The sequence below is a fragment of the Caballeronia sp. M1242 genome, from assembly GCF_017220215.1.
Lineage (GTDB): Bacteria > Pseudomonadota > Gammaproteobacteria > Burkholderiales > Burkholderiaceae > Caballeronia.
This window is the reverse complement of record NZ_CP071129.1, coordinates 2234417-2250786: the sequence shown is the minus strand read 5'-3', so window position 1 is coordinate 2250786 and position 16370 is coordinate 2234417. Positions and strand designations below refer to the sequence as shown.

General features: G+C 65.1%; 17 protein-coding genes. 9 read left to right on the top strand and 8 right to left on the bottom strand.

Annotated features, from left to right (window positions below; all coding sequences use genetic code 11):
* Window positions 1-128: 128 nt before the first annotated feature.
* On the bottom strand, window positions 129-770 hold the full coding sequence (pdxH, locus tag JYK05_RS10455) for a pyridoxamine 5'-phosphate oxidase (protein ID WP_206466899.1): 642 nt from the start codon (window positions 768-770) through the stop codon (window positions 129-131).
* 288 nt (window positions 771-1058) lie between these two features.
* Between pdxH and JYK05_RS10450 the strand changes: the two genes are divergently transcribed.
* A complete protein-coding gene (locus JYK05_RS10450; RefSeq protein ID WP_206466898.1) occupies window positions 1059-1898 on the top strand; it encodes a ThiF family adenylyltransferase in 840 nt (279 codons plus the stop codon).
* A 653-nt stretch (window positions 1899-2551) separates the two neighbouring features.
* Here the strand turns inward: JYK05_RS10450 and trxA are convergent.
* Both trxA and JYK05_RS10440 read right to left on the bottom strand, forming a co-directional pair.
* Entirely contained in the window at window positions 2552-3400 is an 849-nt protein-coding gene (gene trxA / locus JYK05_RS10445; RefSeq protein WP_206466896.1) for a thioredoxin, read from the bottom strand.
* 94 nt (window positions 3401-3494) lie between these two features.
* Window positions 3495-4394, bottom strand: a complete 900-nt coding sequence (locus JYK05_RS10440; protein ID WP_206466894.1) for a pirin family protein — start codon at window positions 4392-4394, stop codon at window positions 3495-3497.
* Window positions 4395-4590: 196 nt separating this feature from the next.
* Here JYK05_RS10440 and JYK05_RS10435 point away from each other — a divergent pair, with 196 nt between their 5' ends.
* The gene (locus JYK05_RS10435; RefSeq protein WP_206466892.1) at window positions 4591-4890 is read left to right on the top strand and encodes a hypothetical protein; all 300 of its coding nucleotides are present in this window, start codon (window positions 4591-4593) and stop codon (window positions 4888-4890) included.
* Window positions 4891-5071: 181 nt separating this feature from the next.
* Window positions 5072-5953 carry an EamA family transporter gene (locus JYK05_RS10430; RefSeq protein ID WP_206466890.1) on the top strand — a complete coding sequence of 294 codons (882 nt, stop codon included), beginning with the start codon at window positions 5072-5074 and terminating at the stop codon, window positions 5951-5953.
* 51 nt (window positions 5954-6004) lie between these two features.
* On the opposite strand, the gene JYK05_RS10425 is transcribed toward JYK05_RS10430, so the two are convergent.
* Together JYK05_RS10425 and tsaE are read right to left on the bottom strand one after the other, a co-directional pair.
* Window positions 6005-7525: an N-acetylmuramoyl-L-alanine amidase gene (locus JYK05_RS10425; RefSeq protein WP_206466888.1), complete on the bottom strand. Its 1521-nt coding sequence runs from the start codon at window positions 7523-7525 to the stop codon at window positions 6005-6007.
* Window positions 7507-8085: a tRNA (adenosine(37)-N6)-threonylcarbamoyltransferase complex ATPase subunit type 1 TsaE gene (gene tsaE / locus JYK05_RS10420; protein WP_206466887.1), complete on the bottom strand. Its 579-nt coding sequence runs from the start codon at window positions 8083-8085 to the stop codon at window positions 7507-7509. Before tsaE ends, JYK05_RS10425 begins: the two co-directional genes overlap by 19 nt.
* A gap of 18 nt (window positions 8086-8103) precedes the next feature.
* On the opposite strand from tsaE, the gene queG reads away from it, so the two are divergent.
* The 3 genes from queG to xerD are packed head-to-tail and all read left to right on the top strand — an operon-like array spanning window position 8104 to window position 10821.
* A complete protein-coding gene (gene queG / locus JYK05_RS10415; RefSeq protein WP_175944877.1) occupies window positions 8104-9363 on the top strand; it encodes a tRNA epoxyqueuosine(34) reductase QueG in 1260 nt (419 codons plus the stop codon).
* A complete protein-coding gene (locus JYK05_RS10410) occupies window positions 9353-9877 on the top strand; it encodes a methylated-DNA--[protein]-cysteine S-methyltransferase (protein WP_175945295.1) in 525 nt (174 codons plus the stop codon). Before queG ends, JYK05_RS10410 begins: the two co-directional genes overlap by 11 nt.
* Window positions 9874-10821, top strand: a complete 948-nt coding sequence (gene xerD, locus JYK05_RS10405) for a site-specific tyrosine recombinase XerD (protein WP_175944875.1) — start codon at window positions 9874-9876, stop codon at window positions 10819-10821. The genes JYK05_RS10410 and xerD overlap by 4 nt, the downstream gene beginning before the upstream one ends.
* On the opposite strand, the gene JYK05_RS10400 is transcribed toward xerD, so the two are convergent.
* Window positions 10818-11969, bottom strand: coding sequence for an acyl-CoA dehydrogenase family protein (locus tag JYK05_RS10400; protein WP_175944873.1), 1152 nt, complete (start codon window positions 11967-11969; stop codon window positions 10818-10820). The two genes, xerD and JYK05_RS10400, sit on opposite strands and share 4 nt — an antisense overlap.
* Window positions 11970-12076: 107 nt before the next feature.
* On the opposite strand from JYK05_RS10400, the gene ybaK reads away from it, so the two are divergent.
* Both ybaK and plsY read left to right on the top strand, forming a co-directional pair.
* Window positions 12077-12568, top strand: a complete 492-nt coding sequence (ybaK, locus tag JYK05_RS10395; RefSeq protein WP_175944871.1) for a Cys-tRNA(Pro) deacylase — start codon at window positions 12077-12079, stop codon at window positions 12566-12568.
* A 47-nt stretch (window positions 12569-12615) separates the two neighbouring features.
* Window positions 12616-13242, top strand: coding sequence for a glycerol-3-phosphate 1-O-acyltransferase PlsY (gene plsY, locus JYK05_RS10390; RefSeq protein WP_206466881.1), 627 nt, complete (start codon window positions 12616-12618; stop codon window positions 13240-13242).
* 61 nt (window positions 13243-13303) lie between these two features.
* Here the strand turns inward: plsY and JYK05_RS10385 are convergent, their stop codons facing one another.
* Window positions 13304-13789: a YajQ family cyclic di-GMP-binding protein gene (locus JYK05_RS10385; RefSeq protein WP_175944867.1), complete on the bottom strand. Its 486-nt coding sequence runs from the start codon at window positions 13787-13789 to the stop codon at window positions 13304-13306.
* A gap of 139 nt (window positions 13790-13928) precedes the next feature.
* On the opposite strand from JYK05_RS10385, the gene murB reads away from it, so the two are divergent.
* The gene (gene murB / locus JYK05_RS10380; RefSeq protein ID WP_206466880.1) at window positions 13929-14963 is read left to right on the top strand and encodes a UDP-N-acetylmuramate dehydrogenase; all 1035 of its coding nucleotides are present in this window, start codon (window positions 13929-13931) and stop codon (window positions 14961-14963) included.
* A 161-nt stretch (window positions 14964-15124) separates the two neighbouring features.
* Here murB and argF read toward each other — a convergent pair whose 3' ends face one another.
* On the bottom strand, window positions 15125-16054 hold the full coding sequence (gene argF, locus JYK05_RS10375; RefSeq protein WP_175944863.1) for an ornithine carbamoyltransferase: 930 nt from the start codon (window positions 16052-16054) through the stop codon (window positions 15125-15127).
* Window positions 16055-16370 lie beyond the last annotated feature (316 nt).

The window sequence follows — 16370 nt, the reverse complement described above, 5'->3', positions numbered from 1 at the left end:
GTGACGCCTTCATGTTCGTCTGCCGTGTTGCTGCGCCGGCTTATTGTCTGCGCGCCGCGTGAACGCGGCGCGCTTTACGTTGTGCTTACAATTCGTGCGTGTGTCGTGGTGCGCGAAGCGTGGGCTCTTTACGGCGCGAGCCGCGTGATGCGCCACGGCGCATCGACGCCTTCGCGCGTATAAACCATGCGATCGTGCAGCCGCGACGGCCGCCCTTGCCAGAATTCGATGGTGTCCGGCACGAGCCGGTAGCCGCCCCAGTGCGGCGGGCGCGGCGGCGCGTCGCCGAATTTCGCCATCATCTCGCGTTCGCGCGCTTCGAGTGCCTCCCGGCTCGCAAGCGGCTGACTCTGGTCCGACGCCCACGCGCCGATGCGCGAGCCGAGCGGCCGCGAGGCGTAGTACGCGTCGCTTTCTTCGGCGCTCGTCTTGACGACCATGCCTTCGATACGCACTTGCCGTTCGAGCTCGATCCAGTGAAAAAGCAGGCTCGCGGCCGGGTTGGCGGCCAACTCGCGTCCCTTGCGGCTTTCGTAATTCGTGAAGAACACGAAACCGCGTTCGTCGACACCCTTGATCAGTACGATGCGCGCCGACGGACGGCCCTCTGCGTTCACGGTGGCGAGCGTCATCGCGTTGGGTTCGGGCAGCTTCGCGTCGAGCGCCTGGGCGAACCATGCTTCGAACTGGCGCACGGGGTTCGGGTCGATGTCGGCGGCGTCGAGCGCGCCGCGCGAATAGTTTTTACGAAGGTCTGCGAGGGTCGTCATGTTATGCGAACGCTACAGTCGCGTCAGTATAGCCAAGGTGAAACGTTCTTGCCCTGATTAAGGAATTCGCGCAATGACGCGTGTCAAAGCCGCCGCTTGTGCCGCCACGCAATCGTGCGGACATTCGGCGCGCCTATCACGCCTTCCGTTTCGATAAGGCAGAATACGCAATTCAGCCGGTTTTTGCATGAAGCGACTGCCAACTTTTGTGCAACCGACAGCCGAGCGTAAGCCTTGTCGCGCGGTCCTCGCCGGCAAGCCGCTTCGTTTTCACGTGCCCCGAGCGCCATGACTCCATCCGATGCCACCGCCACGCTTCCCGTTGAAGACACCGTCGATCGCGACCGGCGCTTCGGCGGCATCGCGCGTCTCTATGGCCCGAGCGCGCTCGCGGCGTTCCAGCGCGCGCATGTCGCGGTGATCGGCATCGGCGGCGTCGGCTCGTGGGTCGCGGAAGCGCTGGCGCGCAGCGCCATCGGCACGCTGACGCTGATCGATCTCGACAACGTCGCGGAGAGCAACACCAACCGCCAGATTCACGCGCTCGACGGCAACTACGGCAAGGCGAAAGTCACCGCGATGGCCGAGCGCATCGCGCTGATCGATCCGGCGTGCGACGTCCGGCAGATCGAAGACTTCGTGGAGCCGGGCAATTTCGACGCGACGCTCGGCGGCGGCTTCGACTTCGTGGTGGATGCGATCGACAGCGTGCGCACCAAGACTGCGCTGATCGCGTGGTGCGTCGCGCGCAAGCAGCCGCTCATCACGGTGGGCGGCGCGGGCGGGCAACTCGATCCGACGCGCATCCGCATCGACGATCTCGCGCTCACCATTCAGGACCCGCTGCTTTCCAAAGTGCGCGGCCAGTTGCGCAAGCAGCACGGCTTTGCCCGTGGACCGAAGGCGCGTTTCAAGGTAAGCGCGGTGTATTCCGACGAGCCGCTCATTTACCCTGATTCGCCGGCGTGCGGCATCAGCGAGGGCGCGGAGCACCTCGAAACCGCTTCGGGCTACGCGGGCCCGGTCGGTCTCAATTGCGCGGGCTTCGGATCGAGCGTGTGCGTGACCGCGAGCTTCGGCTTTGCGGCTGCGGCGTTCGTGCTGCGCGAACTGGCTAAGCGTTCCTGATCGAAGAAACGGCAACGGCTAGATTGCGCGGGCTTCGGGTGAAGCCTGTGCGTGACCGCCAGCTTCGGGTTTGCGGCGGCGGCGTTCGTGCTGCGCGAACTGGCGAGAGCTTTCTGATCGAAGAAACGACAACGGCCCGCCTTCCTGGCTGGCCGTTCAGTCACGATTGCGCGAGCTTAGCGTCAAGGGTGTGCGTGAGCGCGAGCGTCGGTTCTGCGGCGGCGTTAGCGCTGACGAAAGTTTCTGATTGAACACAACGATGACGGCCAGATCGCGCGGGCTTCTGATCGAGCGGTTGCGTGACCGCGAGCTTCGGCTTCACGGCGGCGGCGTTCGTGTTGCGCGAACTGGCGAAGCGTTCTTGATCGAAGAAACGATAACGGCTAGTTCGCGCGGGCTTCGGGTGATGCGTGCGTGAGCGCGAGCTTCGCCCTTGCGGCGGCTTTCGTGCTGCGCGAACTGGCGAAGCGTTCCTGATCGAAGAGACGATAACCGCCAGATCGCGCGGGCTTCGGATGAAGCGTGCGTGAGCGCGAGGTTCGGTTTTGCGGCGGCGGCGTTCGTGTTGCGTGAACTGACAAAAGTTCCTGATCAAAGAAACGACAACGGCGAGCCTTTCGGGGCTGGCCGCTGATTTCACTGCGCTTCAGTTCTTAGTTGATCGCCGCGCTCAACCTGCGTCGCCAGTACGACACGAGATCCGGCTGATTCGACGCGAGCTCGAACACGGAAAGCATCGTCTTGCGGCCGACGTCGTCCATGAAGCTGCGGTCGCGCTCGACGATCGCAAGCAAGTGCTCCAGCGCGCCGCCATAGTCGCGGCCGGCGATCAGGCGGTTTGCGAGCGCAAAACGCGCCTCGAGATCGTCCGGGTTCGCGTTCACCGCGTCGATCAGCGCATCGGCGGGCGGCAGCGCGGCGGCGGCTTCGGCGGCGTCGATCTCGGTCTTCAGCGCGTTGTAGCGCGCGTCGATGCCTTGCGTCGTCTTCGGCGAGAGCAGCTTGTCCTCGGCCTTCGCGTCCTCGATGCGCCGTTCCGCGAGCAGCCATTCGATCAGGTCGAGCCGCGCCTCGTCGTAGCCGGGATCGAGCGCGAGCGCGGCCTTGATCCGGTCGATCGCTTCCTTGCGATTGCCGAGCGCCCACGCGTTATGCGCGGCGCGGCGTTCGGTGTCGGCGCCGCCGGGCACGAGCTTGTCGAGAAAAGCGCGCAACTGGCCTTCGGGCAGCACGCCGATGAACTGGTCGATCGGCCGGCCTTCAGCGAACGCGATCACATGCGGGATGCTGCGCACCTGGAAGTGCTGCGCGAGTTCCTGATTCTCGTCGACGTTCACTTTGACAAGCTTCCACGCGCCGCCGGCTTCCGCTTCGAGCCGTTCCAGCATCGGGCCTAGCGTCTTGCACGGGCCGCACCACGGCGCCCAGAAGTCGACGAGCACAGGGGCGAGCATCGACGCGTTGATGACGTCGTTCTCGAATGTGGCAAGGGTCGTATCCATGCGTTTCTCCTCAAACTTGCGAGCTATCCTGAAATGTCAGATGGGGACGATCCGCGTGTGTCTCAATGCTTTTCGTGGTCGCGTGCCGCAGGCTTCATGCCTCCGGCGCGCGCTCTTCGCGGCGCGGCGGCGGCAGCGGGATGAATTCGGTTTCGCCCGGCACCTGGCCCATGCGCTGCTCGCTCCACGCGCGCTTCGCGGCTTCTATCTTGTCCCGCGAACTGGACACGAAGTTCCATTCGATGAAGCGCGCGCCGTCGAGCCGTGCGCCTCCGAGCAGCATTACGACGGCGCCGTTCGCGCTCGCGAGCTTCGCGGGGACGCCCGTCGCGAGCACCGCCATTTGCTGCGGGGGCAGGCTTTCGCCGTCGATCGTGAGGTCACCGTCGACGAGATACACGCCGCGTTCCTCGTGCTCCGTATCGAGCGGGAGTTCGCTGCCAGCCGCGAAGTGCGCCGCGACGTAGAGCGTCGGCGAGAACGTGCGGGTCGGGGCGGTCGCGCCGAACGCCGTGCCCGCGATCACGCGCAGCGTGACGCCCGCGCGCTCGATCTGCGGCAGCGTCGCGGCCGCGTGATGCTCGAACGACGGCTCCACTTCCTCGCTCGCCATGGGCAGCGCCACCCACGTCTGGATGCCGTGCATCGTCTGCCCGGCGGCGCGCTCTCCGTCAGGCGTGCGTTCCGAGTGCACGATGCCGCGCCCGGCGGTCATCCAGTTCACGTCGCCGGGAACGATCTTCTGCACCGAACCGACGCTATCGCGGTGCATGATCGCGCCGTCGAACAGATACGTGACTGTCGCGAGTCCGATATGCGGATGCGGACGCACGTCGAGGCCCTTGCCGGGCACGAGGGTTGCGGGTCCGATATGGTCGAAAAAAATGAAGGGTCCGACGGTGCGCGCGGCGAGCGCGGGAAGGACGCGCCTCACCATGAGGCCGCCGACGTCGTGTTGATGAGGTTTCAACTGCGCGCGGATCGTCGAGGACATGGCAGGTCACCGGAAGGTAGAGGCGGGCGTCGGAATGGCGCACCAGAACCGCCGATTCTACCGGCGGCTGCAGACAGGCGCTCGTCCGGCGGTTCGGGCGCGCGCTCAACCCTTCACCGTTCCGTGCGGTCGCGACCGGCCGCGCATTTTGAAGCATGCGTGCAGCTTTGCGCACTCTTGATAGGAGAGAGAAACAATGAGCAAGAACAAGCTGTTGATCGCCATCGCCGCGGGCCTTTTTAGCGCCACTGCCGCCACCGGCGCGTTTGCACAGACTTCGTCGGGCAACTCGTCGGCCGCGATGGGCGGCAATTCGGGCGCGGCCGCGCAGGGCGATGCATCGACCGGCGCGGGCGGCGGCTCCGACATGGGCACGACCACGACCAAGAAGCACCGGTCGCACCGGCATACGGGCCATGCGTCGGCCGGCACCAAGAAGACGCCTGCCGTCGAAACCGGCAACAACGCGGCTACGGAGTCCGGCCAGAGCAAGTAAGCGCCCGGCCGCGGCCTTCGTCAGCCGCCAAGCGCCCACGCCCTCGAAACGGGCGCGGGCGCTTTTTCGTTGTGCGCTTCCTAAAACCACGTTGAGCGCAGTTTTTCACAATCCTTCGCAGATTCGCTTCGCTACACTCGTCCGATCGCTCGCATAGCGCGCACGGAACAGGGGAGCGGCGATGTCGCCAAAGGATTTGCTGATAGCAACGGTGGTTATTTTTGCTTGGGGCGTGAACTTCGTCGTCATCAAGCTCGGCCTGCATGGCGTCCCGCCGATGCTGCTCGGCGCGCTGCGCTTCGCGCTCGCCGCGACGCCCGTGTTCTTCGTCAAGCGCCCGCAGATTCCGCTGCGCTGGCTCTTCGCGTACGGCCTTACCATTTCGCTCGGGCAGTTCGCGCTGCTCTTCTACGGCATGTATGTCGGGATGCCGGCGGGGCTCGCGTCGCTGGTGCTTCAGGCGCAGGCTTTCTTCACGCTGATCTTCGCCGCGATGTTCCTCGGCGAGCGCATTCGCGCAGCGAACGTGATGGGCGTGTTGATCGCGGCGGCCGGGCTCGCGCTGATCGGCATGCGCGGCGGCCACGCGATGACGCTCACCGGCTTTCTCTTCACGCTCGGCGCGTCCGCCATGTGGGCGCTCGGCAACGTCGCGACCAAGCGCATGGGCAAGGTCGATCTGCTGTCGCTCGTCGTGTGGGCGAGCCTCATTCCGCCGCTTCCGTTTCTGGTGCTGTCGCTGATCTTCGAAGGACCGGCGCGTATCGAATCGAGCCTCGCAGCCATTCCGATGGTGTCGGTGCTCGCGGTCTGTTATCTCTCGTTCATTGCGACGATCGTCGGCTATAGCTTGTGGGGCAAGCTGCTCGCGCGGTATCCGGCGGCGCAGGTCGCGCCGTTCTCGCTGCTGGTGCCGGTGATCGGGCTCGCGTCGGCCGCGGTGTTTCTCGGCGAGGCGTTGAACGGCACGCAGCTCGCGGGCGCGGCGCTGGTGATGGCGGGGCTGGCGGTGAACGTGTTCGGCGGACGGCTCGCGCAGCGGTTTCTGCCCGCGGCGCGCTGAACGAAGCCGCGAGCGCCGTCCTGCGGAACGCTGAAGCTCTGCGCGCGCCGCTTACGTCATGCGGCTCTTGGCGAGCGGCGGATTCGCCGCGAAGTACCGCTTGATGCCTTTCAGAATCGCGTTGGCCATCTTGTCGCGATAGGCGTCGTCGTTCAGGCGCGCTTCTTCATCCGGATTGCTGATGAACGCGGTTTCCACGAGGATAGACGGAATATCCGGCGCCTTTAGCACGGCGAAGCCCGCCTGCTCGACCGATCCCTTGTGCAGCTTGTTGATGCCGCCGATCTCGTTCAGCACGAAGCTGCCGTAGCGCATCGAATCGCGAATCTGCGCGGTTGTCGACATGTCGAACAGCGCGCGGTTCACGCTCGCGTCCTGCGTCTTCACGTTGATGCCGCCGACCTGATCCGACGAGTTCTCCTTGTTCGCCATCCAGCGCGCCGCCGCGCTCGACGCCCCGTGTTCCGACAGCGCGAACACCGACGAGCCGCGCGCATCGGGCGTCGTGAACGCGTCCGCGTGAATCGACACGAAGAGGTCAGCGCCGACGCGCTGCGCCTTCTGCACGCGCACGTTGAGCGGCACGAAGAAGTCGGCGTCGCGCGTCATCATCGCGCGCATGTTCGGCTGGGCGTCGATCTTCGCGCGCAGCTTTTTCGCGATGTCGAGCGCGATGTGCTTCTCGTACGTGCCCGCGCCGCCGATCGCGCCGGGATCTTCGCCGCCGTGACCGGGATCGATCGCCACGGTCAGCAGGCGCGTCGTGGCGGCGCGATCCTGCTTCGGCGCGGAGAACGCGTAGTGGCTGTCGTCATCGTCGTCGTTCTTCTTCGCGATGACGGGCGGCACGGCGACGGGCGGCACGCGCGGTTTGACTGCGGGCGGTGCTTTCGCCGTGTCGTCCGGAAGATCGTTGCCCGCGTACTTCTGAAAGAAGTCGTCCGTGGAATCGTGCGCGAGCGGCTTTTGCGCCGTGGCCGGACCCGAAAGCGTGGCGGGCGGCGGCGCGGACGGATTCGGATTCGCGCGATCGAACGCTTCCTGCTTGTGCTCGGTCTGCGCGAGCAGTTCCATCAGCGGATCGGGCGCGACGGCCGGATACAGATCGAACACGAGCCGATACTTGTAGCTGCCGATCGGCCCGAGCGTGAACACCTGCGGCTTCACCGAGCCCTTCAGGTCGAACACCATGCGCACCACATGCGGCTGATACTGGCCGACGCGCACCGCCTGAATCTGCGGATCGTTCGGCGTGATCTTGGAGACGAGGTCTCGCAGCGCCTGATCCAGATCGATGCCGTTCAGATCGACGACGAGCCGGTCCGGTCCCTGAAGCAGTTGATTGCTGTTCGTGAGCGGCTGGTCGGATTCGATCGTCACGCGCGTGTAGTCGCGCGCCGGCCACACGCGCACGCCGAGCACGGAACTCGCGTGCGCGAGCTTCGGGCCGACGAGCGCCAGCATCAGCGTCGAAGCGCCCGCGCGCAGCACCTGACGCCGGCGCCAGTTGTGCGGCGCGCTCGCGCTCGATTCGATCGAGTGGAACGGCTTGATCAGCATCTTTCGAGACATGTCTTTCCTGTTTCGCTAAACGCCCGCGCGGTCAGCACGCGGCCTTCTTCTTCGTTCGTCTGCGTCGTTGGTGCGCTGGCGTGAGAAAGCGTCAACGCGAACACGAGGTCCGGCACGCCGAGCAAGCCGCCCGCTTGTTGCGGCCATTCGACGAGACACACCGCGCCCCGGTCGAAATACTCGCGAAAGCCGGCATCGGCCCATTCGGCCGGATCGGCGAAGCGGTACAGATCGAAGTGATAGACGTCGAGCGGGCCGCCGGGCGCATCGAGCGAATAGGGCTCGACGAGCGTGTAAGTCGGGCTCTTCACGCGGCCCGCATGACCGAGCGCACGCAGCGTTGCGCGCACGAGTGTCGTTTTGCCCGCGCCGAGATCGCCGATCAACTGGACCTGCAAGCCGTGAAATGGTTCGGGCGCGGCCTGAGCGCGCGTGTATCCGATGGCCTCTGCGAAGCGTTCGCCGAATGCGAGCGTCGCGGCTTCGTCGCGCAACTCGAAGCGTCGTTCGATGAGCGCGGCGGGCAGATCGGGCGTCGATGGTGCGAGGTTCTCGGGCATTGCTCGTAAAATAGAGTGATGAACCGTTTGCCGGACCACTCCACTGAAGTCACTGAAATCACGGCAGCGACGAGCGCCGCCGCCGTCGAGTCGCGCGCCTTGCATCCGTTGGAGAACGACGAGGCCGCGCTGGCGGAGCTCGCGCGGCGCATCAGGGCGTGGGGGCGCGAGTTGGGATTCGGTGCGGTCGGTATCAGCGATATCGACCTGACGGATGCCGAGGAAGGCCTCGCCAATTGGCTCGAAGCAGGCTATCACGGCGAAATGGATTATATGGCCAAACATGGGATGAAACGCGCAAGGCCAGCCGAGCTTGTGGCCGGCACGCGACGGGTCATCACGGCGCGCATGGCCTATCTGCCCGCTGCGACGCTCGCGCAAACGGGCGATGAAAGTGTCGCGACAGCCGATGGTCAGAAGAACGACTGGCGCGCGGTCGAATGGAAGCGGCTCGCCGATCCCTCGCAGGCCGTGGTGTCCATTTACGCGCGGGGCCGCGACTATCACAAGGTCATGCGCAACCGCTTGCAGCAACTCGCCGAGCGGATAGAGAGCGAGATCGGGCAGTTCGGGCATCGCGCGTTTACGGATTCCGCGCCGGTGCTCGAAGTGGCGCTCGCGCAGAAGGCGGGCAACGGCTGGCGCGGCAAGCACACGCTGCTGCTCGACCGCGATGCCGGATCGCTCTTCTTTCTCGGCGAGATTTACGTCGATCTGCCGTTGCCTGTCGACCCGGAACCCGAGCACGACGGCGCGCATTGCGGCCAGTGCACGCGCTGCGTCGGCGCATGTCCGACGGGCGCGATCGTCGCGCCGTATCGCGTGGATGCGCGGCGCTGCATCTCATATCTGACCATCGAATTGCACGGCAGCATTCCCGAGGACATGCGCCCGCTGATCGGCAATCGCGTCTACGGTTGCGACGACTGCCAGCTTGCGTGTCCGTGGAACAAGTTCGCGCAGGCCGCGCCGGTCGCGGACTTCGACGTGCGTCATGGGCTGGATCGTGCGACGCTCGTCGAACTGTTCTCGTGGACCGCCGACGAGTTCGACACGCGCATGCAGGGCAGCGCGATTCGCCGCATCGGGTACGAGCGATGGCTGCGCAATATCGCCGTCGGCATGGGCAATGCGTTGCGCTCGTCATTGGAAGGCGAGCAACGCGCGGCGATCATCGACGCATTGCGAGGGCGCGCGGACGATCCGTCCGAGATCGTGCGCGAGCATGTTGGCTGGGCGCTGAAGCAAGGAGAAACGCATGAAGAGCATGCTGTCTGAAGGCGGCTTCATCGCGGTGGAACCGACCGCACCGCCGACGCGCCAGTTCGACGCCGTCATCGACGCGCCGTTCGGCAAAGTCGGCATCCGCGCGGACGATCGCGCCGTGCGCGAGATCGTCTATCTGCCGGCGCATGTCGAGAACATCGAGGCGCATGCGCCCCTCGTGCAGGAAGCCGCCTATCAGATTCGCCGCTACTTCGAGACGCCTTCGATGCGCTTCGATCTGCCGCTCGCTCTCGGCGGCACCGCGTTCCAACAGCGCGTGTGGCGCGGCATCAGCGGAATCGGGGCGAGGCAAGTCTGGACTTACGGACAACTCGCGCGTGAAATCGGCAGCGTGCCGCGCGCGGTCGGGCAGGCGTGCGGCTCCAATCCGCTGCCGATCGTGATACCGTGCCACCGGGTCGTCGCGGCGGGCGGAATCGGCGGATTCGCGCATCATCCGGGCGATGGCTTCTTCCGTGACGTGAAGCGCTGGCTGCTGGCGCATGAAGGTGTATCCATCGCATGACGAGCGCAACCACCGCGACGACCGCAACCACTGAGGCACTCGACACGCCCGAACTGACCGCGAGCAGCGACGCCATCGACCTGTTCTGCGATGCGTTGTGGCTGGAACACGGGCTCGCCAAGAATTCGCTCGATGCCTACCGGCGCGACTTGCGGCTCTTCGCCGAGTGGCTCGCGAAGACACGTGGCGCGTCCATCGACGCCGCCACCGAAGCGGACATGAACGGCTACATGGCCGCGCGGCGCGGCGACAAGGCGACCTCCGCGAACCGGCGTCTGTCGGTCTTTCGCCGCTATTACGCGTGGGCGATGCGCGAACATCGCGCGAGCGCCGACCCGACGCTCAAGCTGCGTTCGGCGAAGCAGCCGCCGCGTTTTCCTTCGACGCTCAATGAATCGCAAGTCGAAGCCCTGCTGCACGCGCCCGATATCGAGACGCCGCTCGGCTTGCGCGATCGCACCATGCTCGAACTGATGTACGCGAGCGGCCTGCGCGTGACCGAACTCGTCACGCTGAAAACCGTGGAAGTCGGCCTGAACGAAGGCGTGGTGCGCGTGATGGGCAAGGGCTCGAAGGAGCGCCTCGTGCCGTTCGGCGAAGCGGCGCACGATTGGTTGATGCGCTATCTGCGCGACTCACGCCCGGCGCTGCTCGGCCCGCGCGCCGCCGATGCGCTCTTCGTCACGGCGCGCGGCGAGGGCATGACGCGCCAGCAGTTCTGGAACATCATCAAGCGTCATGCGCTGAACGGCGGCGTGCACGCGCCGCTTTCGCCGCACACGTTGCGCCACGCGTTCGCGACGCATCTGCTCAATCACGGCGCGGACCTGCGCGTGGTGCAACTGCTGCTCGGCCACTCCGATATTTCGACGACGCAAATCTATACGCACGTCGCGCGTGAACGCCTGCAGAAGCTGCACCGCGAGCATCATCCGCGGGGCTAGATGTCCGCGCCGCGCATGAGTCCCCGCGCGATGATCACCTGCTGGATCTGCGACGTGCCTTCGTAGAGCCGGAAAAGCCGCACGTCGCGATAGAACCGCTCGATGCCGTACTCCGCGATATAGCCCGCGCCGCCGTGCACTTGCACGGCGCGGTCCGCGACGCGCCCGCACATCTCGGTGGCGAAATACTTTGCGCACGACGCTTCGATGGACACGTCGCGGCCCTCGTCGCGACGGCGCGCGGCGTCGAGCACCATGCATTCGGCGGCGTACAACTCGGCTTTGCTGTCGGCGAGCATGCCCTGCACGAGCTGGAATTCCGCGATCGGCTGCCCGAACTGACGACGTTCCATCGCGTAGGCGAGGGCATCGCGCAACATGCGCTTCGCCGCGCCGACCGCGACGGCCGCAATGTGGATGCGGCCTTTGTCGAGCGTTTTCATGGCCGTCTTGAAGCCGACGCCTTCCACGCCGCCGATCAGTTGACTGGCGCTCACGCGGCAGTTCTCGAAGATCACGTCGCTGGTATGCGCGCCGCGCTGGCCCATCTTGCGGTCCGGCTTGCCGAGCGACAAACCCGGCGTATCGCGCTCGACGATGAACGCCGAAATGCCGCTCGCGCCCTTCGCGTCGCTCGTTCGGGCCATCACGGTGTAGATGCCCGCTTCCGGCGCGTTCGTGATGTAGCGCTTGGTGCCGTTGAGCACGTACGCGTCGCCGTCGCGCCGGGCCGTGGTTTTGAGCGACGCGGCGTCCGAGCCCGAATCCGGCTCCGTGAGGCAGAACGAGCCGATTAGCTCGCCCGCCGCGAGCTTCGGCAGATAGTGCGCTTTCTGTTCTTCGGTGCCGTCGAGCAGAATGCCGATCGACCCGATGCCGTTGTTCGTGCCGATCACCGAGCGAAAGGCCGGCGACGTCTGCCCGAGCTCGAACGCGACGCGCACTTCCTCTTCCATCGTGAGGCCGAGGCCGCCGTACGCCTCCGGAATGGTGAGGCCGAACATGCCGATCTCGCGCATGGCAGCGATCAGGTCGGCGGGAATGGCGTCGGTTTCGTCGACTTCGGCTTCGCGCGGCACGAGCTTCTCGCGCACGAAGCGGCGAATGGTGTCTTCCAGCAGCGTTTGAGTTTCGGCGTCGCGGATCATGGCAAGGTCCTGTCGTGAGTCGAACGATCGTACGACATCGGGAGACGCTGCACCACTAGGCCGAATGGCCGATGGTGAGCCGCATCCCGCGCCGCTACAATGCGTCCATGTCGAAAATCAAACACGTTTCCGAGACACCTGCGACGCAATTCCTGCGCCGTCACAAGGTGGAGTTCGGCGAGCATCCGTACGATTACGTCGAGCATGGCGGCACCGAGGAATCGGCGCGGCAGCTCGGCGTGGACGAACATTGCGTGGTCAAGACGCTCGTGATGGAAGACGAGCACGCGAAGCCGCTCATCGTGCTGATGCACGGCGACCGCACCGTGTCCACGAAGAATCTCGCGCGGCAGACGGGCGCGAAACGCATCGAGCCTTGCAAGCCGGAGGTGGCGAACCGGCACTCCGGCTATCTCGTCGGCGGCACGTCGCCGTTCGGCACGAAGAAGGCGATGCCCGTGTACGTCGAATCGAGCATTCTCGATCTCGACACCATCTATCTGAACGGCGGGCGGCGCGGCTATCTGGTGAGCCTAAATCCCGCCGTGCTGACCGAACTGCTCGGTGCGAAGCCCGTGCAGTGCGCGAGCGTCGATTAGAATGCTGACCGCGCTTTCGCCCCGACTCGTCACGCTTAAAGGAACACATGATTGATCTGATCGTCGCCGTCGTGTCCTACCTGATCGGCTCGATTTCGTTTGCCGTCGTCGTCAGCGCGGCGATGGGACTCGACGACCCGCGCTCCTACGGCTCGGGCAATCCCGGTGCGACCAACGTGCTGCGCACCGGTAACAAGCGCGCGGCCATCCTGACGCTGATCGGCGATGCCTTCAAGGGCTGGCTGCCCGTATGGCTCGTCGCGCACTTCGGCGCGCGCTTCGGGCTCGATGCGACGGGGCTTGCAACGTGCATCGCGCTCTCGGCCATCGCCGTATTCCTCGGCCATCTGTACCCGATCTTCTTCAAGTTTCAGGGCGGCAAGGGCGTGGCGACGGCCGCGGGCGTGCTGCTCGCCATTCATCCGGTGCTCGGGCTCGCGACGCTCCTGACGTGGCTCATCATCGCGTTCTTCTTCCGGTACTCGTCGCTCGCGGCGCTCGTCGCTGCCGTGTTCGCGCCGTTCTTTCAGGTGTTCCTGTTCGGGCCGAGCCGCATCTCGCTCGCCGTGCTTGCCATGAGCGCGCTTCTAATCTGGCGGCATCGCGCGAACATTTCGAAGCTGCTTGCGGGCAAGGAAAGCCGCATCGGCGACAAGAAAAAGGCGGTGCAGTAAACAACAAAAAAGCCGTTCCGGCATTGCGCGGAACGGCTTTTTCGCAAGCGACTCGCGATAATCAGTCGCGGAAGTTGTTGAAGTCGAGCGGCGTATCCGTCACTTCTTTCTTCAAGAGCGCGATGGTGCTCTGCAAATCGTCGCGCTTCGCGCCTTGCACGCGCACGGCATCGCCCTGAATGCTCGCCTGCACCTTGATCTTGCTGTCCTTCACGATCTTGACGACTTTCTTCGCCAGATCGCCCGACACGCCTTTTTTGATGGTGACGACCTGCTTCAGCTTGTCGCCGCCGATCTTCTCCTGCTTGCCATAGTCCAGGAACCGCACGTCGACGCCGCGCTTGGCGAGCTTCGACAGCAGCACGTCCTTCACCTGGCCGAGCTTGAAGTCGTCGTCGGCGTAGAGCGTCAACTCGCGCTCCTTCTGCTCGACGCGTGAATCCGAACCCTTGAAGTCGAAGCGCGTCGAGATTTCCTTGTTGGACTGCTCGATCGCGTTCTTCACTTCGATCATGTTTGCTTCGCTGACGACGTCAAACGATGGCATCTGTCTTCCCCTTCTTCGTTGGGCGAGGGCGGGCGCGGCGCGCGCACTCGCTATAATCACGGACCTGACGTCATTCTACCGACGCGCTTTGGTTTTCCCCAAGGCCGCTTCCATTCCTGCATTCGCCACGCGGTTCCTCATGTCCGACGCCTTCTTTCCCGCGCCCGCGCTCCTCGCGGATTACTCGCTGCGTCCGCACAACACGTTCGGCTTCGATGTTCGCGCGCGTCACGCGATGCAGATCGATAGCGTCGAGGCCGCCGCTGCGCTCGCCGCCGACGCGCGGATCGCCGGCATGCCTCGCCTCGTGCTCGGCGGCGGCAGCAACGTCGTGTTGACGCGCGATTTCGAGGGCGTCGCGCTCGTCGTCGGCATCATGGGCAAGCGTGTGATCGGCGAGGACGACGACGCGTATCTGGTCGAAGCCGGCGCGGGCGAGAACTGGCATGCGTTCGTTGCGTGGACGCTCGCACAGGGCATGCCGGGGCTCGAAAACCTCGCGCTGATTCCCGGCACCGTGGGCGCCGCGCCGATCCAGAACATCGGCGCATACGGCCTCGAAATGGGCGAGCGCTTCGAGCGGCTTCACGCCGTGGAGATGGCGACGGGCGCGCGAGCCGAATTCGACCGCGACGCGTGCGCGTTCGGCTACCGCGACAGCTTCTTCAAGCGCGCGGGGCGCGGGCGGTTCCTGATCACGTCAGTGGTTTTCCGTCTGCCGAAAGCGTGGACGCCGCGCGCCGATTACGCGGACGTCGCGCGCGCGCTGGAAGGCGCGTCGTCGTGCGACGCGCAGGCCATCTTCGACGCCGTGATCGCCGTGCGTCGCGCGAAGCTGCCGGACTGGACCGTGCTCGGCAACGCGGGCAGCTTCTTCAAGAATCCGGTTGTGAGCGCAGAAGCGTTCTACGCGTTGCGCGCGCGCGAACCCGGCGTCGTCTCGTACGCGCAGCCGGACGGCAGCGTGAAGCTCGCGGCGGGCTGGCTGATCGACCAGTGCGGGTGGAAGGGGCGCGGCATCGGCGGGGCGGCGGTGCACGAGCGGCAAGCACTCGTGCTCGTGAATCGCGGCGGCGCGACCGGCGCGCAAGTGCTCCAACTGGCTGAAGCGATCAGAAGCGATGTGCTCGCGCGATTCGGCGTCGATTTGGAGATGGAGCCGGTCGTCGTCTGAAAAAGCGAACGCCGCCGGATGGCGCATGGGGCGGCGTTTTCGTACTAGGGAGAATGCGCTCGCGCGCTCTGGCGTCGATCTGCAGAAGGGAGCGGTCGTCATGAACGACAAACGCCGCCGGACGCGAAATCCGGCGGCGTGTTGATGCGCAAAAGCCCCCGTCAGTGGTTCAGCTTGCCGAGCAGCAGATATTCCATCAGCGCCTTCTGCACGTGCAGGCGGTTTTCCGCCTCGTCCCAAACGACGCTCTGCGGCCCGTCGATCACTTCCGCGCTCACTTCCTCGCCGCGATGCGCCGGCAGGCAATGCATGAAGAGCGCATCCGCGTTGGCGCGCGCCATCATGTCGGCATCGACGCAATAGTCCGCGAACGCCTTCTTGCGCGCCTCGTTCTCCGCCTCGAAACCCATGCTCGTCCACACGTCCGTGGTGACGAGGTCCGCGCCCGCGCAGGCTTCGTTCGGATCGGCGAATTCTTCGTAGAACGGCGCGCTCTCGGCCGCCACCAGTGTGCGGTCGAGCTTGTAGCCTTCCGGCGTGGACAGACGCAGCTTGAAGCCGAGAATCTGCGCGGCTTCGATCCACGTGTACAGCATGTTGTTGGCGTCGCCGACCCACGCGACGGTCTTGCCGTGAATCGGCCCGCGATGCTCGTAATACGTGAAGATGTCCGCGAGCACCTGGCACGGATGGTATTCGTTGGTCAGCCCGTTGATGACCGGCACGCGCGAGTTCTCCGCGAATCGCTGGATGATGTCCTGCCCGAACGTGCGGATCATGATGATGTCCACCATGCGCGAAATGACCTGCGCCGCATCCTCGATCGGCTCCCCGCGCCCGAGTTGCGTGTCGCGCGTGCTCATGAACACCGCGTGACCGCCCAACTGGAAGATGCCCGCCTCGAACGAAAGGCGCGTGCGCGTCGAGTTCTTCTCGAAGATCATCGCGAGCGTGCGGTCGTGCAGCGGGTGATACGTCTCGTAGTTCTTGAACTTGCGCTTCAGAATGCGGGCGCGTTCCAGCACGTACTCGTAATCGTCGAGCGAAAAATCCTTGAACTGAAGATAGTGGCGAATTTTCTTGGCGGTCATGAAACGCAAGCAGCGGCTTCGAACCGGGTGCGCGACTACCGGAAGACGTCGCTCGACCGGACGGCGCCGCCATCGGGAGTGGGTTGGCGTTCGAGCATAAAGGATTTTGCGAGGTTTGACGAGGCGGCGGAAAGGCCGATAGACAGGCGTGCGAGCCTGTGTGCGCTGCGGAAAAAGGGGCGCTGCGGTATAATTGGCGCCGCTTGCTTCAACAACTCTGCAACACTCAGTAACGCTCAGCACCGTTTCACGCGCATGGTCGGCGTTGGCTCGCAAGAGTCCGCTCGGCGTTCCTTTGCGCTTGCGATCTCTTCGT